Annotated in this window: 19 protein-coding genes; 5 read left to right on the plus strand and 14 right to left on the minus strand. The window is 35.6% G+C overall.

Going from position 1 to position 17,948, the window contains the following annotated elements; all coding sequences use genetic code 11:
- Window positions 1-13: 13 nt before the first annotated feature.
- The 8 genes from DET63_RS10880 to DET63_RS10915 form a co-directional block, all read right to left on the minus strand.
- On the minus strand, window positions 14-1,378 hold the full coding sequence (locus tag DET63_RS10880; RefSeq protein ID WP_000711285.1) for a PTS transporter subunit EIIC: 1,365 nt from the start codon (window positions 1,376-1,378) through the stop codon (window positions 14-16).
- 35 nt (window positions 1,379-1,413) lie between these two features.
- Entirely contained in the window at window positions 1,414-2,298 is an 885-nt protein-coding gene (murQ, locus tag DET63_RS10885) for an N-acetylmuramic acid 6-phosphate etherase (protein ID WP_113936723.1), read from the minus strand.
- 155 nt (window positions 2,299-2,453) lie between these two features.
- Entirely contained in the window at window positions 2,454-3,317 is an 864-nt protein-coding gene (locus DET63_RS10890) for a MurR/RpiR family transcriptional regulator (RefSeq protein ID WP_002188418.1), read from the minus strand.
- Window positions 3,318-3,346: 29 nt separating this feature from the next.
- A complete protein-coding gene (locus DET63_RS10895; RefSeq protein WP_113936724.1) occupies window positions 3,347-3,661 on the minus strand; it encodes an outer surface protein in 315 nt (104 codons plus the stop codon).
- A gap of 123 nt (window positions 3,662-3,784) precedes the next feature.
- Window positions 3,785-4,912 (minus strand): cation:proton antiporter, encoded by a 1,128-nt coding sequence (locus DET63_RS10900; RefSeq protein ID WP_000899801.1) that lies wholly within the window; start codon window positions 4,910-4,912, stop codon window positions 3,785-3,787.
- 408 nt (window positions 4,913-5,320) lie between these two features.
- Complete coding sequence (locus tag DET63_RS10905; protein WP_061674975.1) at window positions 5,321-5,524, minus strand: hypothetical protein; 204 nt, start codon at window positions 5,522-5,524, stop codon at window positions 5,321-5,323.
- Between the two features lie 153 nt (window positions 5,525-5,677).
- Window positions 5,678-6,808: an RNA-guided endonuclease InsQ/TnpB family protein gene (locus DET63_RS10910; protein WP_113936725.1), complete on the minus strand. Its 1,131-nt coding sequence runs from the start codon at window positions 6,806-6,808 to the stop codon at window positions 5,678-5,680.
- Between the two features lie 711 nt (window positions 6,809-7,519).
- The gene (locus DET63_RS10915) at window positions 7,520-9,982 is read right to left on the minus strand and encodes a LamG-like jellyroll fold domain-containing protein (RefSeq protein WP_113936726.1); all 2,463 of its coding nucleotides are present in this window, start codon (window positions 9,980-9,982) and stop codon (window positions 7,520-7,522) included.
- 305 nt (window positions 9,983-10,287) lie between these two features.
- On the opposite strand from DET63_RS10915, the gene DET63_RS10920 reads away from it, so the two are divergent.
- Window positions 10,288-10,707 (plus strand): S-Ena type endospore appendage, encoded by a 420-nt coding sequence (locus DET63_RS10920; protein ID WP_113936727.1) that lies wholly within the window; start codon window positions 10,288-10,290, stop codon window positions 10,705-10,707.
- A gap of 63 nt (window positions 10,708-10,770) precedes the next feature.
- Here the strand turns inward: DET63_RS10920 and DET63_RS10925 are convergent, their stop codons facing one another.
- The 5 genes from DET63_RS10925 to DET63_RS10945 form a co-directional block, all read right to left on the minus strand.
- On the minus strand, window positions 10,771-11,109 hold the full coding sequence (locus DET63_RS10925) for a DUF3992 domain-containing protein (protein ID WP_113936728.1): 339 nt from the start codon (window positions 11,107-11,109) through the stop codon (window positions 10,771-10,773).
- Between the two features lie 20 nt (window positions 11,110-11,129).
- Window positions 11,130-11,498, minus strand: coding sequence for a DUF3992 domain-containing protein (locus tag DET63_RS10930; RefSeq protein ID WP_016093264.1), 369 nt, complete (start codon window positions 11,496-11,498; stop codon window positions 11,130-11,132).
- Window positions 11,499-11,603: 105 nt separating this feature from the next.
- Complete coding sequence (locus tag DET63_RS10935) at window positions 11,604-12,209, minus strand: DedA family protein (protein ID WP_113936729.1); 606 nt, start codon at window positions 12,207-12,209, stop codon at window positions 11,604-11,606.
- An 11-nt stretch (window positions 12,210-12,220) separates the two neighbouring features.
- Window positions 12,221-12,502: a YkvA family protein gene (locus DET63_RS10940; protein WP_002134573.1), complete on the minus strand. Its 282-nt coding sequence runs from the start codon at window positions 12,500-12,502 to the stop codon at window positions 12,221-12,223.
- Between the two features lie 276 nt (window positions 12,503-12,778).
- The gene (locus tag DET63_RS10945; protein WP_113936730.1) at window positions 12,779-13,153 is read right to left on the minus strand and encodes a VOC family protein; all 375 of its coding nucleotides are present in this window, start codon (window positions 13,151-13,153) and stop codon (window positions 12,779-12,781) included.
- A gap of 108 nt (window positions 13,154-13,261) precedes the next feature.
- Between DET63_RS10945 and DET63_RS10950 the strand changes: the two genes are divergently transcribed.
- The 4 genes from DET63_RS10950 (at window position 13,262) to brnQ2 (ending at window position 15,868) form a co-directional block, all read left to right on the plus strand.
- Complete coding sequence (locus DET63_RS10950; protein ID WP_113936731.1) at window positions 13,262-13,477, plus strand: spore coat associated protein CotJA; 216 nt, start codon at window positions 13,262-13,264, stop codon at window positions 13,475-13,477.
- Window positions 13,478-13,485: 8 nt separating this feature from the next.
- Window positions 13,486-13,749, plus strand: coding sequence for a spore coat protein CotJB (locus DET63_RS10955; RefSeq protein ID WP_002134568.1), 264 nt, complete (start codon window positions 13,486-13,488; stop codon window positions 13,747-13,749).
- Window positions 13,750-13,761: 12 nt separating this feature from the next.
- A complete protein-coding gene (gene cotJC, locus DET63_RS10960) occupies window positions 13,762-14,331 on the plus strand; it encodes a spore coat protein CotJC (RefSeq protein ID WP_002010774.1) in 570 nt (189 codons plus the stop codon).
- 220 nt (window positions 14,332-14,551) lie between these two features.
- Entirely contained in the window at window positions 14,552-15,868 is a 1,317-nt protein-coding gene (gene brnQ2 / locus DET63_RS10965) for a branched-chain amino acid transport system II carrier protein BrnQ2 (RefSeq protein ID WP_113936732.1), read from the plus strand.
- A gap of 38 nt (window positions 15,869-15,906) precedes the next feature.
- Here brnQ2 and DET63_RS10970 read toward each other — a convergent pair whose 3' ends face one another.
- Window positions 15,907-17,829 (minus strand): FtsX-like permease family protein, encoded by a 1,923-nt coding sequence (locus DET63_RS10970; RefSeq protein ID WP_113936733.1) that lies wholly within the window; start codon window positions 17,827-17,829, stop codon window positions 15,907-15,909.
- Window positions 17,830-17,948 lie beyond the last annotated feature (119 nt).

The raw sequence follows: 17,948 nt of genomic DNA on the forward strand, positions 1-17,948 counted from the left end.
GGAATCCCTTTCTCTATATGTTTTCTGCCATTTCTTCTTTAAATCCGAAGAAGTACGTGAAGATAAATCCGAAAGTATACGCAATGACTAAACCTAAGAAATATAGTAAATATTTATTATCAGCAATTAACGGGATTAAAGATAATCCTGATACGCCAATTCCGAGTGAAGCCGTTTTCATAACTGCTTGGAATGCACCACCAACTGCCGCTCCTAAACAAGCGGTAATAAACGGTTTCCCAAGTGGTAATGTAACCCCGTATAATAATGGTTCGCCAATTCCTAAAAACCCAACTGGTAATCCACCTTTAATTACGTTACGAAGTCGTTTATTTTTTGTTTTTACATAAATCGCAATTGCTGCGCCCACTTGCCCAGCACCAGCCATCGCGAGTACTGGTAATAAAGGTGTTACGTGCGTTTGATTAATAAATTCCATATGAATCGGTGTTAAACCATGGTGTAATCCGACCATAACGAGTGGTAAAAACGTTCCGGCTAGCACTGCTCCAGCAAATGCCCCACCAACATTTAAAATTGCGTTAATACCGCTCGTAATACCATCAGATAAAAATCCCGCTGCTGGCTGAATCGCTAACATCGTTACTATACTTACAGCTAATACAGTAATAAGCGGTGTTACAATAATATCAACTGCATTCGGCACTGCTTTTCGTACTCTTCTCTCAACTACTACCATAAGCCATGCTGCAAAAATAACTGCAAACAATCCGCCCCGCCCGGGTACCATTGCTTCACCAAATAATTTCACATTTGCCATCGCTGGATTGAAAATTAAAATACCCGCAATCGCTCCAAGAACTGGTGTCCCGCCAAATTCTTTCGCTGTATTCCAACCGACTAAAATCCCTAAAAATGTAAAGATACCGCCGCCAATAAGTAGTAACATTTGTAGCCATGTTGCATTCGGATCAGCACCTGCGTTTTTTGCGAAGTTAGCAACTCCGTTTATAATTCCTGATGCAACAAGACCAGGTATTAACGGAATAAAAATGTTACCTATTTTTCGTAAAAAGTTCTTCACTGGTGTATTATTTTTCTTCTTCATCTCTGATTTAATCTCTTGACCAATATCTTCAAGATGATGATCTGCAACCTCACCAATTCGTAATCCTGTTAAAACTTCCATTTCGGCTGCTACTTTGTTTACCGTTCCTGGACCAACAACAACTTGAAGTGTTTCATCTTCAATGACGCCCATAACGCCTTCAACCTTTTTCAAAAGATCCATATTCACTTTACTTTCATCATGAAGCGTTAACCTCAGTCTCGTCATACAATGAGCAATGCCACGAATATTTTTTATTCCCCCAAGTTGCTCCGAAATTTCTTTGGCCATTCTCTCTTCTTTCTTCATAATAGAATCCCCCTCCCTATTCTTATCGTTTCACTTTATAATGCCTTCTTCACAAATCCTTTCGCTTCTTTTAATTTCTCCAGTGCTTCCCCATACTCACACTGTAGCAATACCATAACAATCGCAGCTTTCACATTACGATCTGCTTTCTCATAACACTCTGTAGCTACTTCATAACTAGCGCCTGTCGCTTCAACAATAATTCGTTTTGAGCGTTCTACCAATTTTTCATTTGTAGATTGAACATCTACCATTAAGTTTTTATATACTTTCCCTACACCAATCATAGACGCTGTAGAAATCATATTGAGTACTAATTTTTGCGCTGTGCCAGCCTTCAACCGTGTTGAGCCTGTTAATATTTCTGCGCCTGTTTCCACTTCCACATTTAGTTTTGCATATTTACTTATTTCAGCATTTTTATTACAAGAGATACTAGCTGTACTCGCTCCCACGCTGCCTGCGTACTTCAAGCCGCCAATTACATAAGGAGTTCTGCCACTTGCTGCAATTCCGATAACTGTATCTTTCTCATTTAATCCAATACTTTTTAAATCTTCTTCTGCTAACTCTTCACGATCTTCGGCACCTTCCACCGCCTTGGTAAACGCTTTCAATCCACCTGCTATAAATCCTTGCACCATTTTATCATCTGTTCCAAATGTCGGTGGACATTCAACCGCATCTAAAATGCCTAAACGGCCACTCGTACCAGCCCCAATATAAATTAAACGGCCTTCTTCTTCAAAAGACTTAGTAACAATTTGTACAACCTTTTCAATTTCTTCTATTTCATTTTCAACTGCTAACGCAACAGTTCGATCTTCTTCATTCATACTTTGTAACACTTCTTTTATACTCATCTCATCTAGATTCATCGTTTTCTCATTACGGTGTTCTGTCGATAAATTCTCTAACATATTGCCACCCTCTTCGAAATTATATTTCACACTTTTATTATAACTTTAAGAAACTAAAAATCAATAACTCTTTCTTATTTTATGAAATAAAATTTCATAACATGACATATTTGTGTCAAAGATAATAAAAAAGATGAGTCTCCCCATCTTTTCTTCTACTTCAATTTCCGTAACCGTAATGCTTCTTCTCTCGTCTCCATAAATTGATCTAATACTTTATTACCAATTCGATTGAAAGTAATCACATATAAAGCATCAATCATATTCAGTTGCGTCATTCTCGAAGCAATACTCGCAATGCGATGGTCTTGCTCTACATCTGGCATACAAAGGCGAATATCTGCCGCTTTATATAAAGGAGATGATTGATCTAGCTTCGTAATCGCAATAACTGTAGCTCCTCGCTTCTTCGCATATTGCGCCATTTCAAGTACATCTTTCGTACGACCAGAAGTTGAAATCGCAACAAATATATCATCTTCTTTTAAATTCGTCACAAGCGGTAACATCATATGAAAATCAGATAGCATCATCGCTGTAAATCCGAGTCGTGTAAATTTATAAGCCCCGTCCATCGCTGGAGTAGCTGAACCACCTACTCCGTAAAATATAACTTTATCCGCATTTACAATACGATCTGCAGCTCTCTCAAGTTCCTTCTTATCTATCGCCGTGACACTCGCCTCAATTGCAGCTTTATTCACATATGTAACTTTATTAAACAAGTCGTACGGTCCATCTTCCGTATTCATCACTGAAAAATCATTAATATTATAATCAGCAATCGTTAATTCACGAACGAGCGCGATTTTAAATGATTTAAAGCTCCCAATCCCAATCGACTTACAAAAGCGAACAACACTTGCCTCACTTGCGCCTGCATTCGTTGACACTTCTTTCGTCGTTAAGTTCGGAACAATCTCTGCATTCTCCATTATGTACATGGCAACCTTCTTTTCGGCTGGTGAAAATTGATCCATATTACTTTCAATTTTAAATAGTAATGTTGAAGCTTTCACTATTTAACCTCCACTTCTTATGGTTGCTTTCACTTATTTTCTCTTGCTTCAAAAAGATAAAAACCATCATCGCCAGGAGGATGGTGAACAATTACAGTTCGATCCCCTTTTTTATATGACGTTATTTCACCTTCAGATCGCTGTTTTTCCCATCCATGTATCCAAATTGCAAAGTCAGGTACAAAAGCAGTGTACTTATAGTCTTTCGGGTTTTCGTCTTCTACATAGGAAGAAAAAATAGAAACTGGAAAATCTTTCACTTTTGATTCTTTCCATGCGGTAAATGGCATACATAGTGCAATAAGTATGATTACACCGATAACCTTCCCCTTCGTAATCCTCACACTTCCCACTCCTTGTCATATCACATACATAGATTTTATCATAATTACAATCCATTCATGCTACATGACCACTGCATTTTGTAATAAAAAAGAGCTTATCTACGTCAGATAAGCTCTTTCCCTCTATACAAAATACTTCTTTAAAAGTGGCGGCGTAATAATTGTCGTCAATATAACAACAATGACAATCGCTGTGAAATTTTCTTTCGCTAACAAATTCGCCGCAAGTCCATTTGCTGCAATGATAAGCGCTACTTCCCCGCGCGACACCATTCCCGCACCAATACTAATAGAAGATTGTAAGTTAAACCCTGTTAATCTTGCTCCTAAACCTGATCCGATTAACTTTGTGAAAATTGCGATGAGCGTCATAATTATAATGAACCAAAGTTGGCTTCCGATACCTTGAAATGTAATTTCCATTCCAATACTTACGAAGAAAACCGGTACGAATATCGCGTAAGCAATCGGTTCAATTTTATGTTCCACTTCATGCTTATACTCTGTTTGCGAAATCGCAATTCCTGCTGCAAATGCCCCAATAATACCTGCGATTCCCATCATTTCACTGTAATACGAAAAAGAGAAACAAATAATAAGTGCAGCACTAATTAACGCTTCTGTTACGCGAAGTGGTACGAGCATTTTCATAATCCACGGAACAACTTTCCAAGAGATGAAAACAATACTTACAAAAAAGATGATTTTCTTTGCAATGACTAGCGTTACATTTACATCTTGTGTGCCTAAAAAACTCATGACAAACGCTAATAAAATAACGACAATTACATCATCAAATACAGCTGCACCTAAAATCGTCGTACTTTCTCTCGTATTCATTTTCCCTAAATCTCTTAGTGTTTGAACAGAAATACTAACCGAAGTGGCACAAAGTAATAACCCTAAAAAGATCGCATGCGACTGTAACATTCCAAACGCAAGTCCTGCTAAATACCCACCAAGGAATGGGAAAATAATTCCTCCCATCGCTACTGCGAATGCAGATTTTAAATTCCGATTTAACTCTTCTAAATCTGTCTCAAGTCCCGCCATAAACATAAGTAGCAAAACACCAATTTCGCTAAGCTCATCAATAAGTTCTGAACTATTAATAATACCTAGCAAAGCCGGACCGATAATAATACCAACGATTAATTTACCGAGTACAGAAGGCTGGCCGAGCCTAACGCTAATATCACCAGCTAATTTCGTACAAAGTAAAATGACGACAAGTTCAAAATAAAATAACATAGCATCTTCTCCTACTATATAAAGTAAATCTTTTTGTTCCTACATCTATTTCTGCACATAGTTTCTCCTTACAAGCAGCATTTTATTTGTTAAAGTTTTATTTGACAAAATATTCTGAATTATAATAAGATTAATCCAGAAATTTCAAAAAAACTACATGCCATAACTGTATCTTCATTCACTTACATACTCTTTTCCAATGGGTTCACACTATTCGGTTCCCTTCTTAGTCATTTAGCTACTGAAAAAACAAATGATGAGAAAAAGAAGCATAACAAAATAGCTCGCCTATAATAAAGGCGAGCTATTTTCATGTTCTATTATGTTTTTTCGTTAACGTTTGTAAAATGATAAATATACCGATGCAAGTGAGTACATAACCTGCAACTTTTGCATACTTATCTCCCCTTACTTCGTCTCTTTCTTTTTCTTTCTCCACGCGTTTACACTATCAAAGAAAAAGTTAATAAATAGCGTTCCTAACCCCGCTAATAAAAACGTCATTAAAAATAGAACCCATATACTTTTCTCTTTTAAGAAATAATATCCTACAAGGAGCACAACCGCGATCCATACATATTCAAGAATTCTTTTTAGCTTTTTCTCTTCCAAATTATTCGCTCCGATACGATAAACTTAACTAAATCTATACAATTCAATCAAATTTACACGAGTTAGTGCTTCATCGTGTTCTCGCAACCCCGAAGGGACGAGGGGTATAACACTCCACACGAGGCAGTATCGTTACCTCCTATTATCAAGCATTTATTTTACCCATCTTGATAAATTTATCGACGCATTTACATCCCTATCGTGATGGCTCTTGCACCCAACACAACACCACTCACGTATTTTTAAACTCCACTGTCCTTCTGGTTGAACTGAATGGTCGTATTTTACTCCGCAACATGAACAAATCTTGCTTGAGGCGAACCATTTATCAGCTTTTTCATACTCAATGCCATACTTCTCGCACTTGTATGACAAACATTGAAAGAAGAAGTTTAATTTTTGAAATGAAAATGCTTTCGATAGTTTTTTGTTTTTTAACAGGTTTGAGATAAATAAGTCTTCCACAACAATTCTCATTGGTTTGGTTTTCACCAATTTAGCTGTTGCTTGGTGGATATGGTTATTTCGGATATTCGTAATTTTCCTAGATAACCGCAGGTGCTCAGTTTTAGCTTTTTCATATCCGGCAGATTGAATTTTTACACCTTTTTTAAATCTCCTAGACATATCTCTTTGAGCTGACTTTTTCCTTTTCAAAAGTTTTTTAACCTTGGCATCTTTGTTTATATTTCGTTCTTTCATACCATTAGAAGCTACAAAAAGCTCTTTTAAACCAACATCCACACCAATCGACTCATTCGTTAGTTCTTGTAATTCAAAGTCTTCTTGGTATCCTACACTAATCCACCAGTGACGACCGTCAAAGGTAACTCTTGGATTGGATGGTTTTTTATTTCTTGGTAGTTGTTGGCTTGTTTTCACTTCTCCAATGGACTGAATATGAACTACTTTCTTTCCTATAATCAGTCTTTCATAATTGGCATAAAATCCTTGGATTACATCTTTTTTGGATTTATCAGAAGTGTGATAACCATTTTTGTACTTTTCGAACGAATTTTTTCGCGCCTTGTCAAAATCTTTTGAAGCCTGTTTGGGAACTTGTGCGTTGATATTTTTTAACCACTCATATTGCTTTCGCTTCTTGATCTTTGTAAATCGTTTCTGTAAAGCTAACTGTGAAACAGATTTTCCAAATAGCTTATAGTATCTATCACTCATTCTTTTACAATAGTTATAAGCAAATCTTGCAGCACCAGCATGGTTTCTAAGCACTTTTTCTTGTTCAGGCGTTGGAATTAGTCTGACTTTCTTCGCCAATATCATCAGAATTTAACTTCTTTAATGAAAGATTTGTTCTTCTGAATAGTAGCGTGTTCCACCAGCATTCTCCTGAGACTACTCGGATGCAAACCTGTTAATTCTGATACTTGACTAACTCGTGAAAATTTCATTATTATTCTCACCTCATTGAACCCAACATAGCACGTACGTTCTAAATTTTCAATGAAGTTTGATAGATTTAATGAAATTTATCTTGTTCAAATAAGGGCGCAATTCCTTAGCCAGTTCTCTTATGAACTTCTCATGTTTTCACATGAGCGCAGACTATATGTTTATCTACTTAAAGATAGAGGATTTTTCCACCACCATAGGCTTGTGGTGTACTCTCGTCAGTTATACGAGATAGTCGTTGAACGTTCATCTTATCCATTTTGACTTAGATGATTCGAGGCGGAAGACCCATTGTTCTAGTGTTTAGGATTTAACCTTGCACGATCTGATTGATTTTTTCTGCTTTCGCAACATTCACGCTCGCTATTTCTAGCCACGTTGTAGTTCAATCAGCTTTAGGGATTGCCCGCAGTTACCCCTCACTACTAGCCAATCACTTGACTAGCAGGGCTTACTGATATATTTAATTAACTTTGGTTATAATTGGTTAAATAAATCGTAACAGTTAATTACCCTTTTTCTATGCTACTTTTAGTATAACAAAAAAGAAGCCTATCATGATAAGCTTCTTTTTCTTATACCTTATTTGTTAATGCTTTTTTCAACAAGTGAAATAGCGTGCTCTAGCGTACGATTCATTGATTCCACATACTCATCTTTTACATTTTTATCTTTTAACACAGCTTCTGCAACTGTGATTTTTTGACTTAATGATTTAACAGAACCGTCTGTTACATTTCCATCTTGCGCTTTCTTTACTAAAGCTTTTGCAAACTCAACATTCACTTTTAATTTTTCTTTCGGTGTTTTTGGCTGCTCTTCTGCTACCTTTGATTGTACAAATGTTTGGTTTGCTGTTTTTAATTCATTATACGTTTGAACAATTTGTTCTCCTGTACTTGCTATATTCTCAAACACTTTCTTTGCATTGTCATAACTTCTTTGTAATTCGTTAAAAGCTGCTTGTGAATACTGACCTGGTTTTTCACCAAATTCATAAGTACCAGCTAACACTTCTTTCACTTTTCCACTCTCTTCATATAACGCATTTACTTGCTCTAATTTTGTACGATTAGAAAACTCGTTATATGCTGCTAATACTTCTGAAGAGCTCAACGCTTTACTATATAATTTTGCAAGTGCAATTTGTCCATTTAACGGAATACCACCATTTCCGTTACTATCTGGGTCTGCACCAAGTGCAAATGGCACGTTCGGGTGATATACTTTCCCTTGAGCTGGTTGACTATTTACTTTTTTACCATCTACATAAATTGCTACTTCACTACCGTTATACGTTCCTGTTAAATGATACGTTTTGTTTGCTGCTAATTGAACGCCTACACGTTTATAACTGCCACCAATATGAGCCCATAGTTCTACATATCCATTTCCTGTAGATTCAAAACCAATTCCGCCACTCTCTGTATTTTGTAAAATTCCTTGTCCACGAATTTCATTCATCGAAAATACAGTTTCTAACGTAAACGTATTCGCTACTTTTTCTTTTTGTGCTGCTGAAAATGGAAGGTACCCAAATGTATTTGCTTTTCCATTTAATTTCATTACATTTGTTTTCAGAGCTTTATCATATTCAATAAATACATTCCCTTTCACATCACCTTTCGTCCCAAACGGTGAGTTATCTTTAAATGTACCATCTAAGAAATTCACATCAAAAACGTCTGCCTTTGGTACTTTCACATTCGGATCAATATTATCTTTTTTCGTTGTGATTTCTGCAGTTAATGGTTGCTCACTTTCATTGCCAAACGAATCAATTGCAACCACTTCAAGTGTATATGATTTCCCGCCATCTAATCCAGCAAGCGTAAATGTAAGTTCTTTTGGCACTGGATCACGATAAAATTCAGAGAACGCTAATAGCTTATTTTTAATCTCACCTGTTTGTTTATCCTTTGCTTGCAAGCGATAAGAATGAACAAGAAGGTTGTCCAATGCTTGCGGGAATGTTACTGTTGCCGCATTTTCCGTTACATTTGATACAGCAAGCTTTGCATCCTTCGCAAAGTATGGCTTTTCTTTATCACGATCTTCTCCATAGTTGAATCCTTCTTTTTTCGTTGGTAATTTAATTTTCCAAGGCTCACCTGTCCAAGAATTTGTATGGAAATCACGACGATTAATTGTTACTTCTTTATCATCTACTTCTACTAATAGACCTTGGCTTAACGTGCTAGCTCCTGGCGGGATATTCCCTTGTACTTTACCACCTTCAACTTCCATATAGCTTACAGAAGATGTTCCAACAGACGTAAAGTCTTTTTGATGAATCGATCTTGGATCATCTAACGGATAATGTGAATGACCTGAAAACGTAATTACTTGTGGGAATTCTTTTAATACCGCATTAATTTTTGCACTATCTTTCGTTCCCCATTCTTGGCTACCGTACACTGTATCTTTAATATGTTGATGTAAAAACACAAAAATCGGTTTTTCTGGATCATCTTTTTGTGCCTTTGCCATTTCTTCTTTTAACCAATTAATTTGCTTGTCCGAATAATAGCCATGCGTTGTTCCATCCTCTGGTGACATTACGATAAAGTGATACCCTTTTACTACATTATGATAATAAATCGATTCCATTCCTGTCTTTTCTAAGAAACGCTTCTGTGCTCCCTCTACAGATAAGCCGTTCCAATAATCATGATTACCTAGAGAATTCATTCGTACCGCATCTTTATTTGCATTTTCGTTATACACTTGCATAAAACGATCATATTGCTTTACTGAACCCGAATCAGTAAAATCACCTACAATGACAAACGCATCTTGCTTTGGTGCAAGCGTATTAAATTGCTCAATCGCTCTTTTCCAGCGGAACGTATCATCTGTTCCACTATCTTTAATATGCACATCACTTACAACTGGAAAAACAAGCTTCTTCTCACTTGGTGCCTTTTCTTGCTTTTTCTCTTCCGCTTTAACCGACGCACTCCACGGAAATGACACGAATGCTAATACAAAAACCATCAATAATCCAATAAGTCCTTTTACTTTTCTTAAAGCAGTTCTTTCCACGTAAATCCTCCTCATATAATAAACTATTTACAATGGTTATTGTATCGAATGCATATTAACTTAGTTTGAATTAAGAATGAAATTTATTTAAGTTTTGTAAATATACAGTCAATTTTGTGTAACATCCCACATTACTTGTATTATCTTATACAACCACCTTTTGTCTTACAGATTCTCATAACTTATTATGAGCTGTAAGCCTATTAAACATCTTTCGTGAAATTTTTCGCTCCTTTATTAACACAACCTATCGCTTTACAACATTTAATAGTAATAAATAGTAGCTATGAAGGGAGGAACTATTAATGGCTTGTAAAAAAAATATCGGCTGCTATGCCCCTTTATCTATCATCTGCCCTCCCTACGATCCACCTAAACCACCTAAACCACCAAGCTGTGAACTAGTCACGAATGAATTCGCTGGTAATTTTTTTATAACAAAAGAAATCCCTCCACCTTCTGAAAATTCCACATTAGTTTTATGGGAAGGAGATGGTTTACTTAAAATATCAGGTACCATTTCTGTGTATAATAGCACTAGTAGTACTGGAGGGATTACCGTTCAAATTATTGGGCAGGTGACAAATACTTTTACTGTCTATCCTGGCAACACAATGTCATATACAGGTCAATCATTACAATCTGTGACAATCGTTAATATTCCAAATAACCCAATTCAATATATAGAGGGAAAATATTGTTGCCAATTCTCATTTTGCTTATAAAATTCTTTACCACCCTAACTTACAAACTATACAAAAAAGCATACCATTACGGTATGCTTTTCCTTATGAAATCGGATAACGCACTGTAAGGCATAATTGCCCTTGGCTCGTTGCCGTCCCTGTTGTTACAATTTGAATTGTAGTAAAATACCTTACTGTAAACGATCCACTACTTTGTGGTTGTACAGTAATTGTATTAACTACTGTCGCTCCTACTAGAAAGTTTACTGTAACTGGATTTACACCCACATCATATTTTACATATCCAGATGCGTACAAGTCTTGTGTAATATTATCCGTATATACCGTTTCAGTGACCGCACCAGTAGCAGCCCAATCTATACACACCTGATCTTGAACAAGTGTTTTACTGGAACAGCATGATAAGTTAGAATTGCACATCTTAGTCCTCTCCTTTTCTATTATGAAAGTGGATAACGTGTTGTTATACAAAACTCTCCTTGATATGTTCCAGCTGTTCCAGCAGGTAAAGTTACTTCAATTGTCTGGAAACGACGGTACGTAAAAGCTATACTCGTTCCAGGATTTAATGTTTGTGTATCAAGTGTAGCTCCTGTTGCATCCAAAACTGTCAGCGTGATTGGACCTGGCCCGACGTCATACCTAACGAACCCTGTTCCAATCATATTTTGATTAATATTGTTGTTATACAGCACATTTGTAATTGCAGTAGCAACTACAGTTCCTGACCATGGACTACACACTTTATCTTGTACAAAATTTTTATCTGGACAACAAGTTAACGCCGCCCCTGAGCATTCACAAGCCATAGAAATTTCCCCTCTCTCTTACTTATTCCTTATATGTGTATGTCCTTAAGAGTCCTTTGCCTGTATTATTCATCTATATTCACCAAAAATTATGCGCCTTTATCTTTAAATAGATTCCGTTTTGTCCCTCTTTTTCATATATTTATAGATTAGGATACAAGCCACAATTACAAGGACAACTACTAATATAGGTAACATGTACTCCCCAACAATAGCCCCTGCTTTTTCCCAATGCGGACCTAATTTCATTCCAAAATAAATATACAAAGTCGTTAACGGGAACATTGCTACAAATGTATATATGCTAAATTTCCATATATTCATTTTCGCCATACCACATGGAACGGAAATAAGTGTTCGAACTCCCGGGATGAAGCGTCCTAAAAATGCTACAACCGGCCCATATTTCTCAAAGAAATCATCTGCTTTTTGAATTTGTTCTTCTTTAATAAAGAAGTATTTCCCGTATTTTATTAACAGAGGACGACCACCGTAATAACCGAGTGCATATAACGTTAATGGTCCTGTCGTTCCTCCAATTGTTCCAGCTAATACAGCAAGCCAAAAATTCATATCACCCTCGTATACCCAATACCCAACAAGAGGCAAAACTACCTCTGCTGGAATAAATTCAAAAGTTAAAGCTAACACAACTCCAAAATAAGAAAACTGCTTTAAATACTCGATTATATCTAAAATAATTTGCTCCATATTTTTAACTCCTATCCTACATTTACGTTATGCTTTTCTTGTAATTGTACTGGTGCCATCTTTACAATTCGGTTCAAAATGAATAAAACAATTCCAATATCATCTAAAATACCGATAAACGGTAAGAAGTCTGGAATTAAATCGAGTGGCATCGCAACATAGCCAACTAAAAAAGCTATAGATAAGATTTTCTTCTTTATTGAAACCTCTTTTGAAGTAAAAAAGTCAAATAGGAATGGAACAAACTTGCGGACATGAAATACAACTCTTAATCTACTAAAAAGTTTTTTCATTTTTATATCTCCTCTCTTTGTATACAAAAAGGACCCTACCAAATATGGTAAGGGTCCTAAAAAGACAATAAGGGGCCTTTACCATTGCTGGTAAAGGTCTCACTAACAACGAAATCGTTGCCAATAAAGCCGAGGGTTTCTCCCTGTAATGACGACTTTATTGTAATAAGTTACTCCCCTTTATATACACAATTTTATACAATCACATTAAAATATTTGGAGGAGCTTGTCAATATTTTTTTCATCGCCATTAAGATTATTACATTACAAAAGAAGCTATTCTGTATTCTCTTTTGATACAAATTGGAGTTTAAAACGATCTGGGTCATAGAAAGTTATTCTTACTTCTTCACCACAGCAATCTTCCACAAATGATATATGATAAAACTCTAACTTTTTCTTTATCCGCTCGATATCTGAGGTTCTTAAAAATATCTCCGTAGCTGATGATGTGACAGTCTCTCTATGTTCTCCCAGTCCCCTGTTTACAACAAAACAAATTCTCGTTGAGCCGATATCATACCACACACCTGTTACACGTATTTGTGGCCTCTCCTTGCTCGGTTTAAACCCTAGAATTCCTTCATAAAAATATAATGTTTCCTTTAAGTTTTTAGATTCTAATACAATACATGTTGTAACACTTTCCATCCGCACTCCCCCTGCCCCTTTTAGTTTTCTATATGAGTCATAATTTGCAATTATGTACGAATACAATACGTAGTGATGAATATTTCATTTATAAAGGAGGCGTGTAACATGGATGAATTTATGAAATCCTACATACCTTTTCATGGCCCAAACGATCCTTGCCCTCCAATTGGAAAGAAATATTACTCAACTCCCCCTCACTTATATATGGGTTTTCAACCAACTAATTTACTCCAATTCACACCAAAAGAAGCTTTAAGAAAAGGGACTTTATGGCCTGCTTTTTATGATTATTATGAAAATCCTTACAAAAAAGGACGGTGAACAAAAACGTGACACAAACATTGCCTGATGAATATTACAAATGGATTGAAGAGCTGCAAGAATTAGACTTTGTATTAGTTGAACTTACTCTCTATTTAGATACGCATCCCGACGATACTGTAGCTATAAATCAATTCAACGATTTTTCTTATAAACGAAGAGTATTAAAACAAAAAATTGAAGAAAGATACGGACCACTTCAGCAGTTTGGAAACAGTTATTCTAACGCTCCATGGGAATGGAGCAAAGGACCATGGCCATGGCAAATATGAAGGAGAGAAACTATGTGGATTTATGAAAAAAAATTACAGTATCCTGTTAAGGTGAGTACTTGTAATCCAGCACTCGCAAAATTATTAGTTGAACAGTACGGTGGTGCGGACGGTGAATTAGCGGCTGCTCTTCGCTACTTAAATCAACGTTATACAATTCCTGATAAAGTCGTTGGCTTACTAACCGATATTGGTACAGAAGAGTTCGCACATTTAGAAATGATTGCTACAATGATTTATAAATTAACAAAAGATGCAACACCTGAACAAATGAAAGCTGCCGGATTAGACGCGCATTATGCGAATCATGATAGTGCCTTGTTTTACCATAATGCAGGTGGTGTTCCTTTTACTGCCACTTACATTCAAGCGAAAGGAGATCCTATCGCAGATTTATACGAGGATATTGCAGCTGAAGAAAAAGCACGAGCGACTTATCAATGGCTAATTGATTTATCAGACGATCCCGATATAAATGATAGCTTACGCTTTTTACGCGAACGAGAAATTGTCCATTCTCAACGTTTCCGAGAGGCTGTAGAAATTTTAAAAGAAGAACGTGATAGGCAAATTTATTTTTAATACACATATCCTAGCGATATGTGTTTTTTTACGTTAAAAGTGAAATTCTTCCTGCATTAACATATAAATAGTATATTTATTCAATTTTACGCATTATTTTAAAATATTTTTAAAATTCCCTCTTGCTTTCTAGTCATCAGACCTTTAAAATAATAACAGTCAATCGACAAATTATTTGAATTTTCGACAAAAAAACGCTCATTAGGAGGCTTTTCTTTATATGCGTACAACTTTAAAACCAGCGCAAATACTTTCGATTAGTTTATTACTATTCGCAGTTTTCTTCGGTGCTGGTAATATGATTTTCCCGCCTCTTCTCGGTCTTTCTTCCGGAGAAAATATGTGGGTTTCCATTACAGGATTTATTATTACAGATGTCGGTTTATCTTTACTAGCTATCGTCGCTGTTGCCCTTGCTGGTGGTAGTTTTAATACTTTAGCGAGCCGTGTTCACCCAAAATTCGCAGCAGTATTCGCTATCATTATTTATCTTTCCATCGGCCCACTATTTGTTATTCCACGAACTGGAACTGTATCTTATGAAATTGGGATTGCACCACTTTTCCCAGATCAATGGTACTCTATGTTAGTTTTTAGTGCGATTTTCTTTATAGTCGTCTACTTCTTATCGTTAAATCCATCCAAATTAGTAGATCATATCGGAAAAATATTAACGCCAATTTTGCTTGGAATTATTGCAATTATGGCAACAAAAGCGATTCTTTCACCAGGATCATTTGCAGAACCTGTTGGTGACTATAAAGAAATTCCATTTTTCAAAGGATTTCTTGAAGGCTTTTTAACATTAGATGCAATCGGAGCACTCGTATTATCAACGATTGTTGTAAATGCAATTCGCCAAAACGGTATACAAGATAAGAAATCCATTGCGAAATATACAATTATTTGCGGAAGCATTGCGGCTCTTTTCTTAACAATTGTTTACTTCTTACTAGGTTATATCGGCGCTTCAAACGGAAACTTAGGACAATTTGAAAATGGCGGTCAACTATTAGCAACTATTATGTATCAATTTTTTGGGACAAGCGGTAATGTTTTATTAAGTATCGCAATTATAGCTGCTTGTTTAACGACTGCAATCGGTGTTGTAAGTGCATTCGCCAACTATTTCACAACAGTATTAACAAATGTTTCATATAAGAAGCTTGTACTATACGTTTGTATTTTTAGCTTCGTTATTTCAAACTTAGGATTAAGTTTATTAATCAAAATTACATTACCCGTATTAATTATTTTATATCCAATTACAATCATTTTAATTTTCGTATCATTTATCGATAAATATACGAAACGTAAACCTTCTGTCTATATCGGAGCGATGATCGCAGCATTCATTATTAGCTGTATTCATGCACTTGATAATGTGGGAATGATACCAAGTTTTATCGCTAATATCGTACACACAATTCCTTTTTATAACTTAGGAATCGGCTGGATTGTTCCAGCAATAATCGGTGGTATAATCGGATACTGTACTCCACAAACAGAAGCTGCAGGTGAAGTTTCTACAAAATAAAGAAAAGAAGCAAGCATGAAAAATTGCTCGCTTCTTTTTTATTTTCTATCGCTGAATACTGTATTTGTGTACGATCGAACCGTTAACATATAGTAACTAAAGTAAATCATGATATACACTCCTATACTACCTAGTATAGGAAGACTATATTCAAACATTCCTGTAAAGCCCATCAAACTTAAAAATGCAAAGAACGTATGACAAATCGCAAGCAGTAATGGTACTACGAAAATCGCTCCTACTTGTTTTCTTACAGACTCTGTTACTTCTCTTTTCGTTAGTCCGATTTTCTTTAACATTCCGTATGCTGGTCGCTCTGCCATCGCTTCTGTTATTTGTTTAAAGTATAAAATACAGCCAGTAGCAAGAATAAAAACAATCCCTAAAAATACACTTGCAAATAACAACACTGCACCATCTTGCAACTCAGCTTGACTCGCCTGTTCAAATGATTGGAATTTCGCTTCCTTAAAAAGAATAGTCTCTAGCTCTTTCGTTAGCTCTCTACTACCGTTTCCTTCAACGATAAATCCCCTTACCTTTGAAACAGCATTTCCTTGCTGCAACTTATTAAATAACGAATCTTGAACAACAAGTCCAACCGGTGCCAGTTTCGCACTAACAATTGTTTCCTCACGATGATCAACAATTGTTATACCATTCTTCATCCCTTCAAAAGACACGTTGTTTCCTTCAAGCGAATTCTTTTCAATGTTATATGATTTATACGTATCTAATAAAATTGCTTCCTTTTCCGAATGAAGCACAGCTTTTTTATTACCTAACATAGAAGCTGATTTATTAAAATCCGACTCTTTTATAACTTGTACATTACCATTACCTATTAAATACCCAGTTAATATTTGTTCTCCATCTATCTTCCCTTGCATAGAGAGCATAGCTACAGACGTTTCATGTTTGATTGCTAACTCATGCTTTTGAATTTCTTCTCTAACTTTCTTATCTAATCCTTTTCCAGTTGTTACATACTCATAACTAACTGGATTCATTAATGTCGCCGTTTTCTGCGCTCCATAATACATACTAGAACTAATTCCAATCGTACATAGCGTCACTGCACTTAATAAAGATAATAGCGCAAGCATCTTTACGTTCCCTTTTATTCTAAAGAACAATGAAGAAATGGATAAAATGTTCGTTCCATTCCAATATTTCGTTTTATCTCCCTTTATTTTATGGAGTGATTTCACTGTATATTGCTCAAATAGTAAAAACGTACCTTTTACAATACACCCAAAAATAAGTAGACCTGTAATAAAAATTGCTCCAAACCCAAAAACTTGTGTGAGTAACGCAATTATATAACCTGTCATTAATAAAACAATCGCTCGTTTTGCCTTCTTACTTGAATACGTAGGTGCCTCTTCTTTCTGATTTTCACCATATAGTAATTCAACTAAACGATGCTCATAAATTAACTTTTTACTTTTCCATGATGCAATAAAGAAAATCGCACCTATCGTTATAAGGACTTCTACTATAGATAAAAATGAAATCGTAAATGTGAACGTAAACGCACTTCCCATTAACTTCACAAGAAGCCCTGCACATATATTCGCTATAAATAAACCAGAAATAATACCTAATACACTTGCCGCAGCACCAACTAATAACGTTTCATAAAAGAGTAACTTCGCAATTTCTTCTTTACGGATACCTAATAAACTATATAGCGCAATTTCTTTTTTCTTCTTTCTCAAAAAGAAGCTATTACAATAAAAAACAAATATCGTTAAAAAGATAATCAACAATATTTGTGCAAACGTAAATGTCGTTTCCACTTTATCCGACTCTTTTAAAAGAGCTACTACACTTTCATTTCGTTTAATCGATACGAATGTAAAATAAATAATAATGCTGCCTACTAATGAAATAAAGTATAGAAAATAATCTTTCATATTTCGTTTTATACTACGTTTTGATACTTCTAGAAAATCCATCGTACACCTTCACCTGCTCTCACATTTCTCTATACATGAAGTGTACACAAAATTGTATTTCTCCCCTATCGATTTTCATTACATCTCTCTTACGATATTGTAATATAACAAAATAAAAG

Source organism: Bacillus sp. DB-2 (assembly GCF_003315125.1).
Taxonomy (GTDB): domain Bacteria; phylum Bacillota; class Bacilli; order Bacillales; family Bacillaceae_G; genus Bacillus_A; species Bacillus_A mycoides.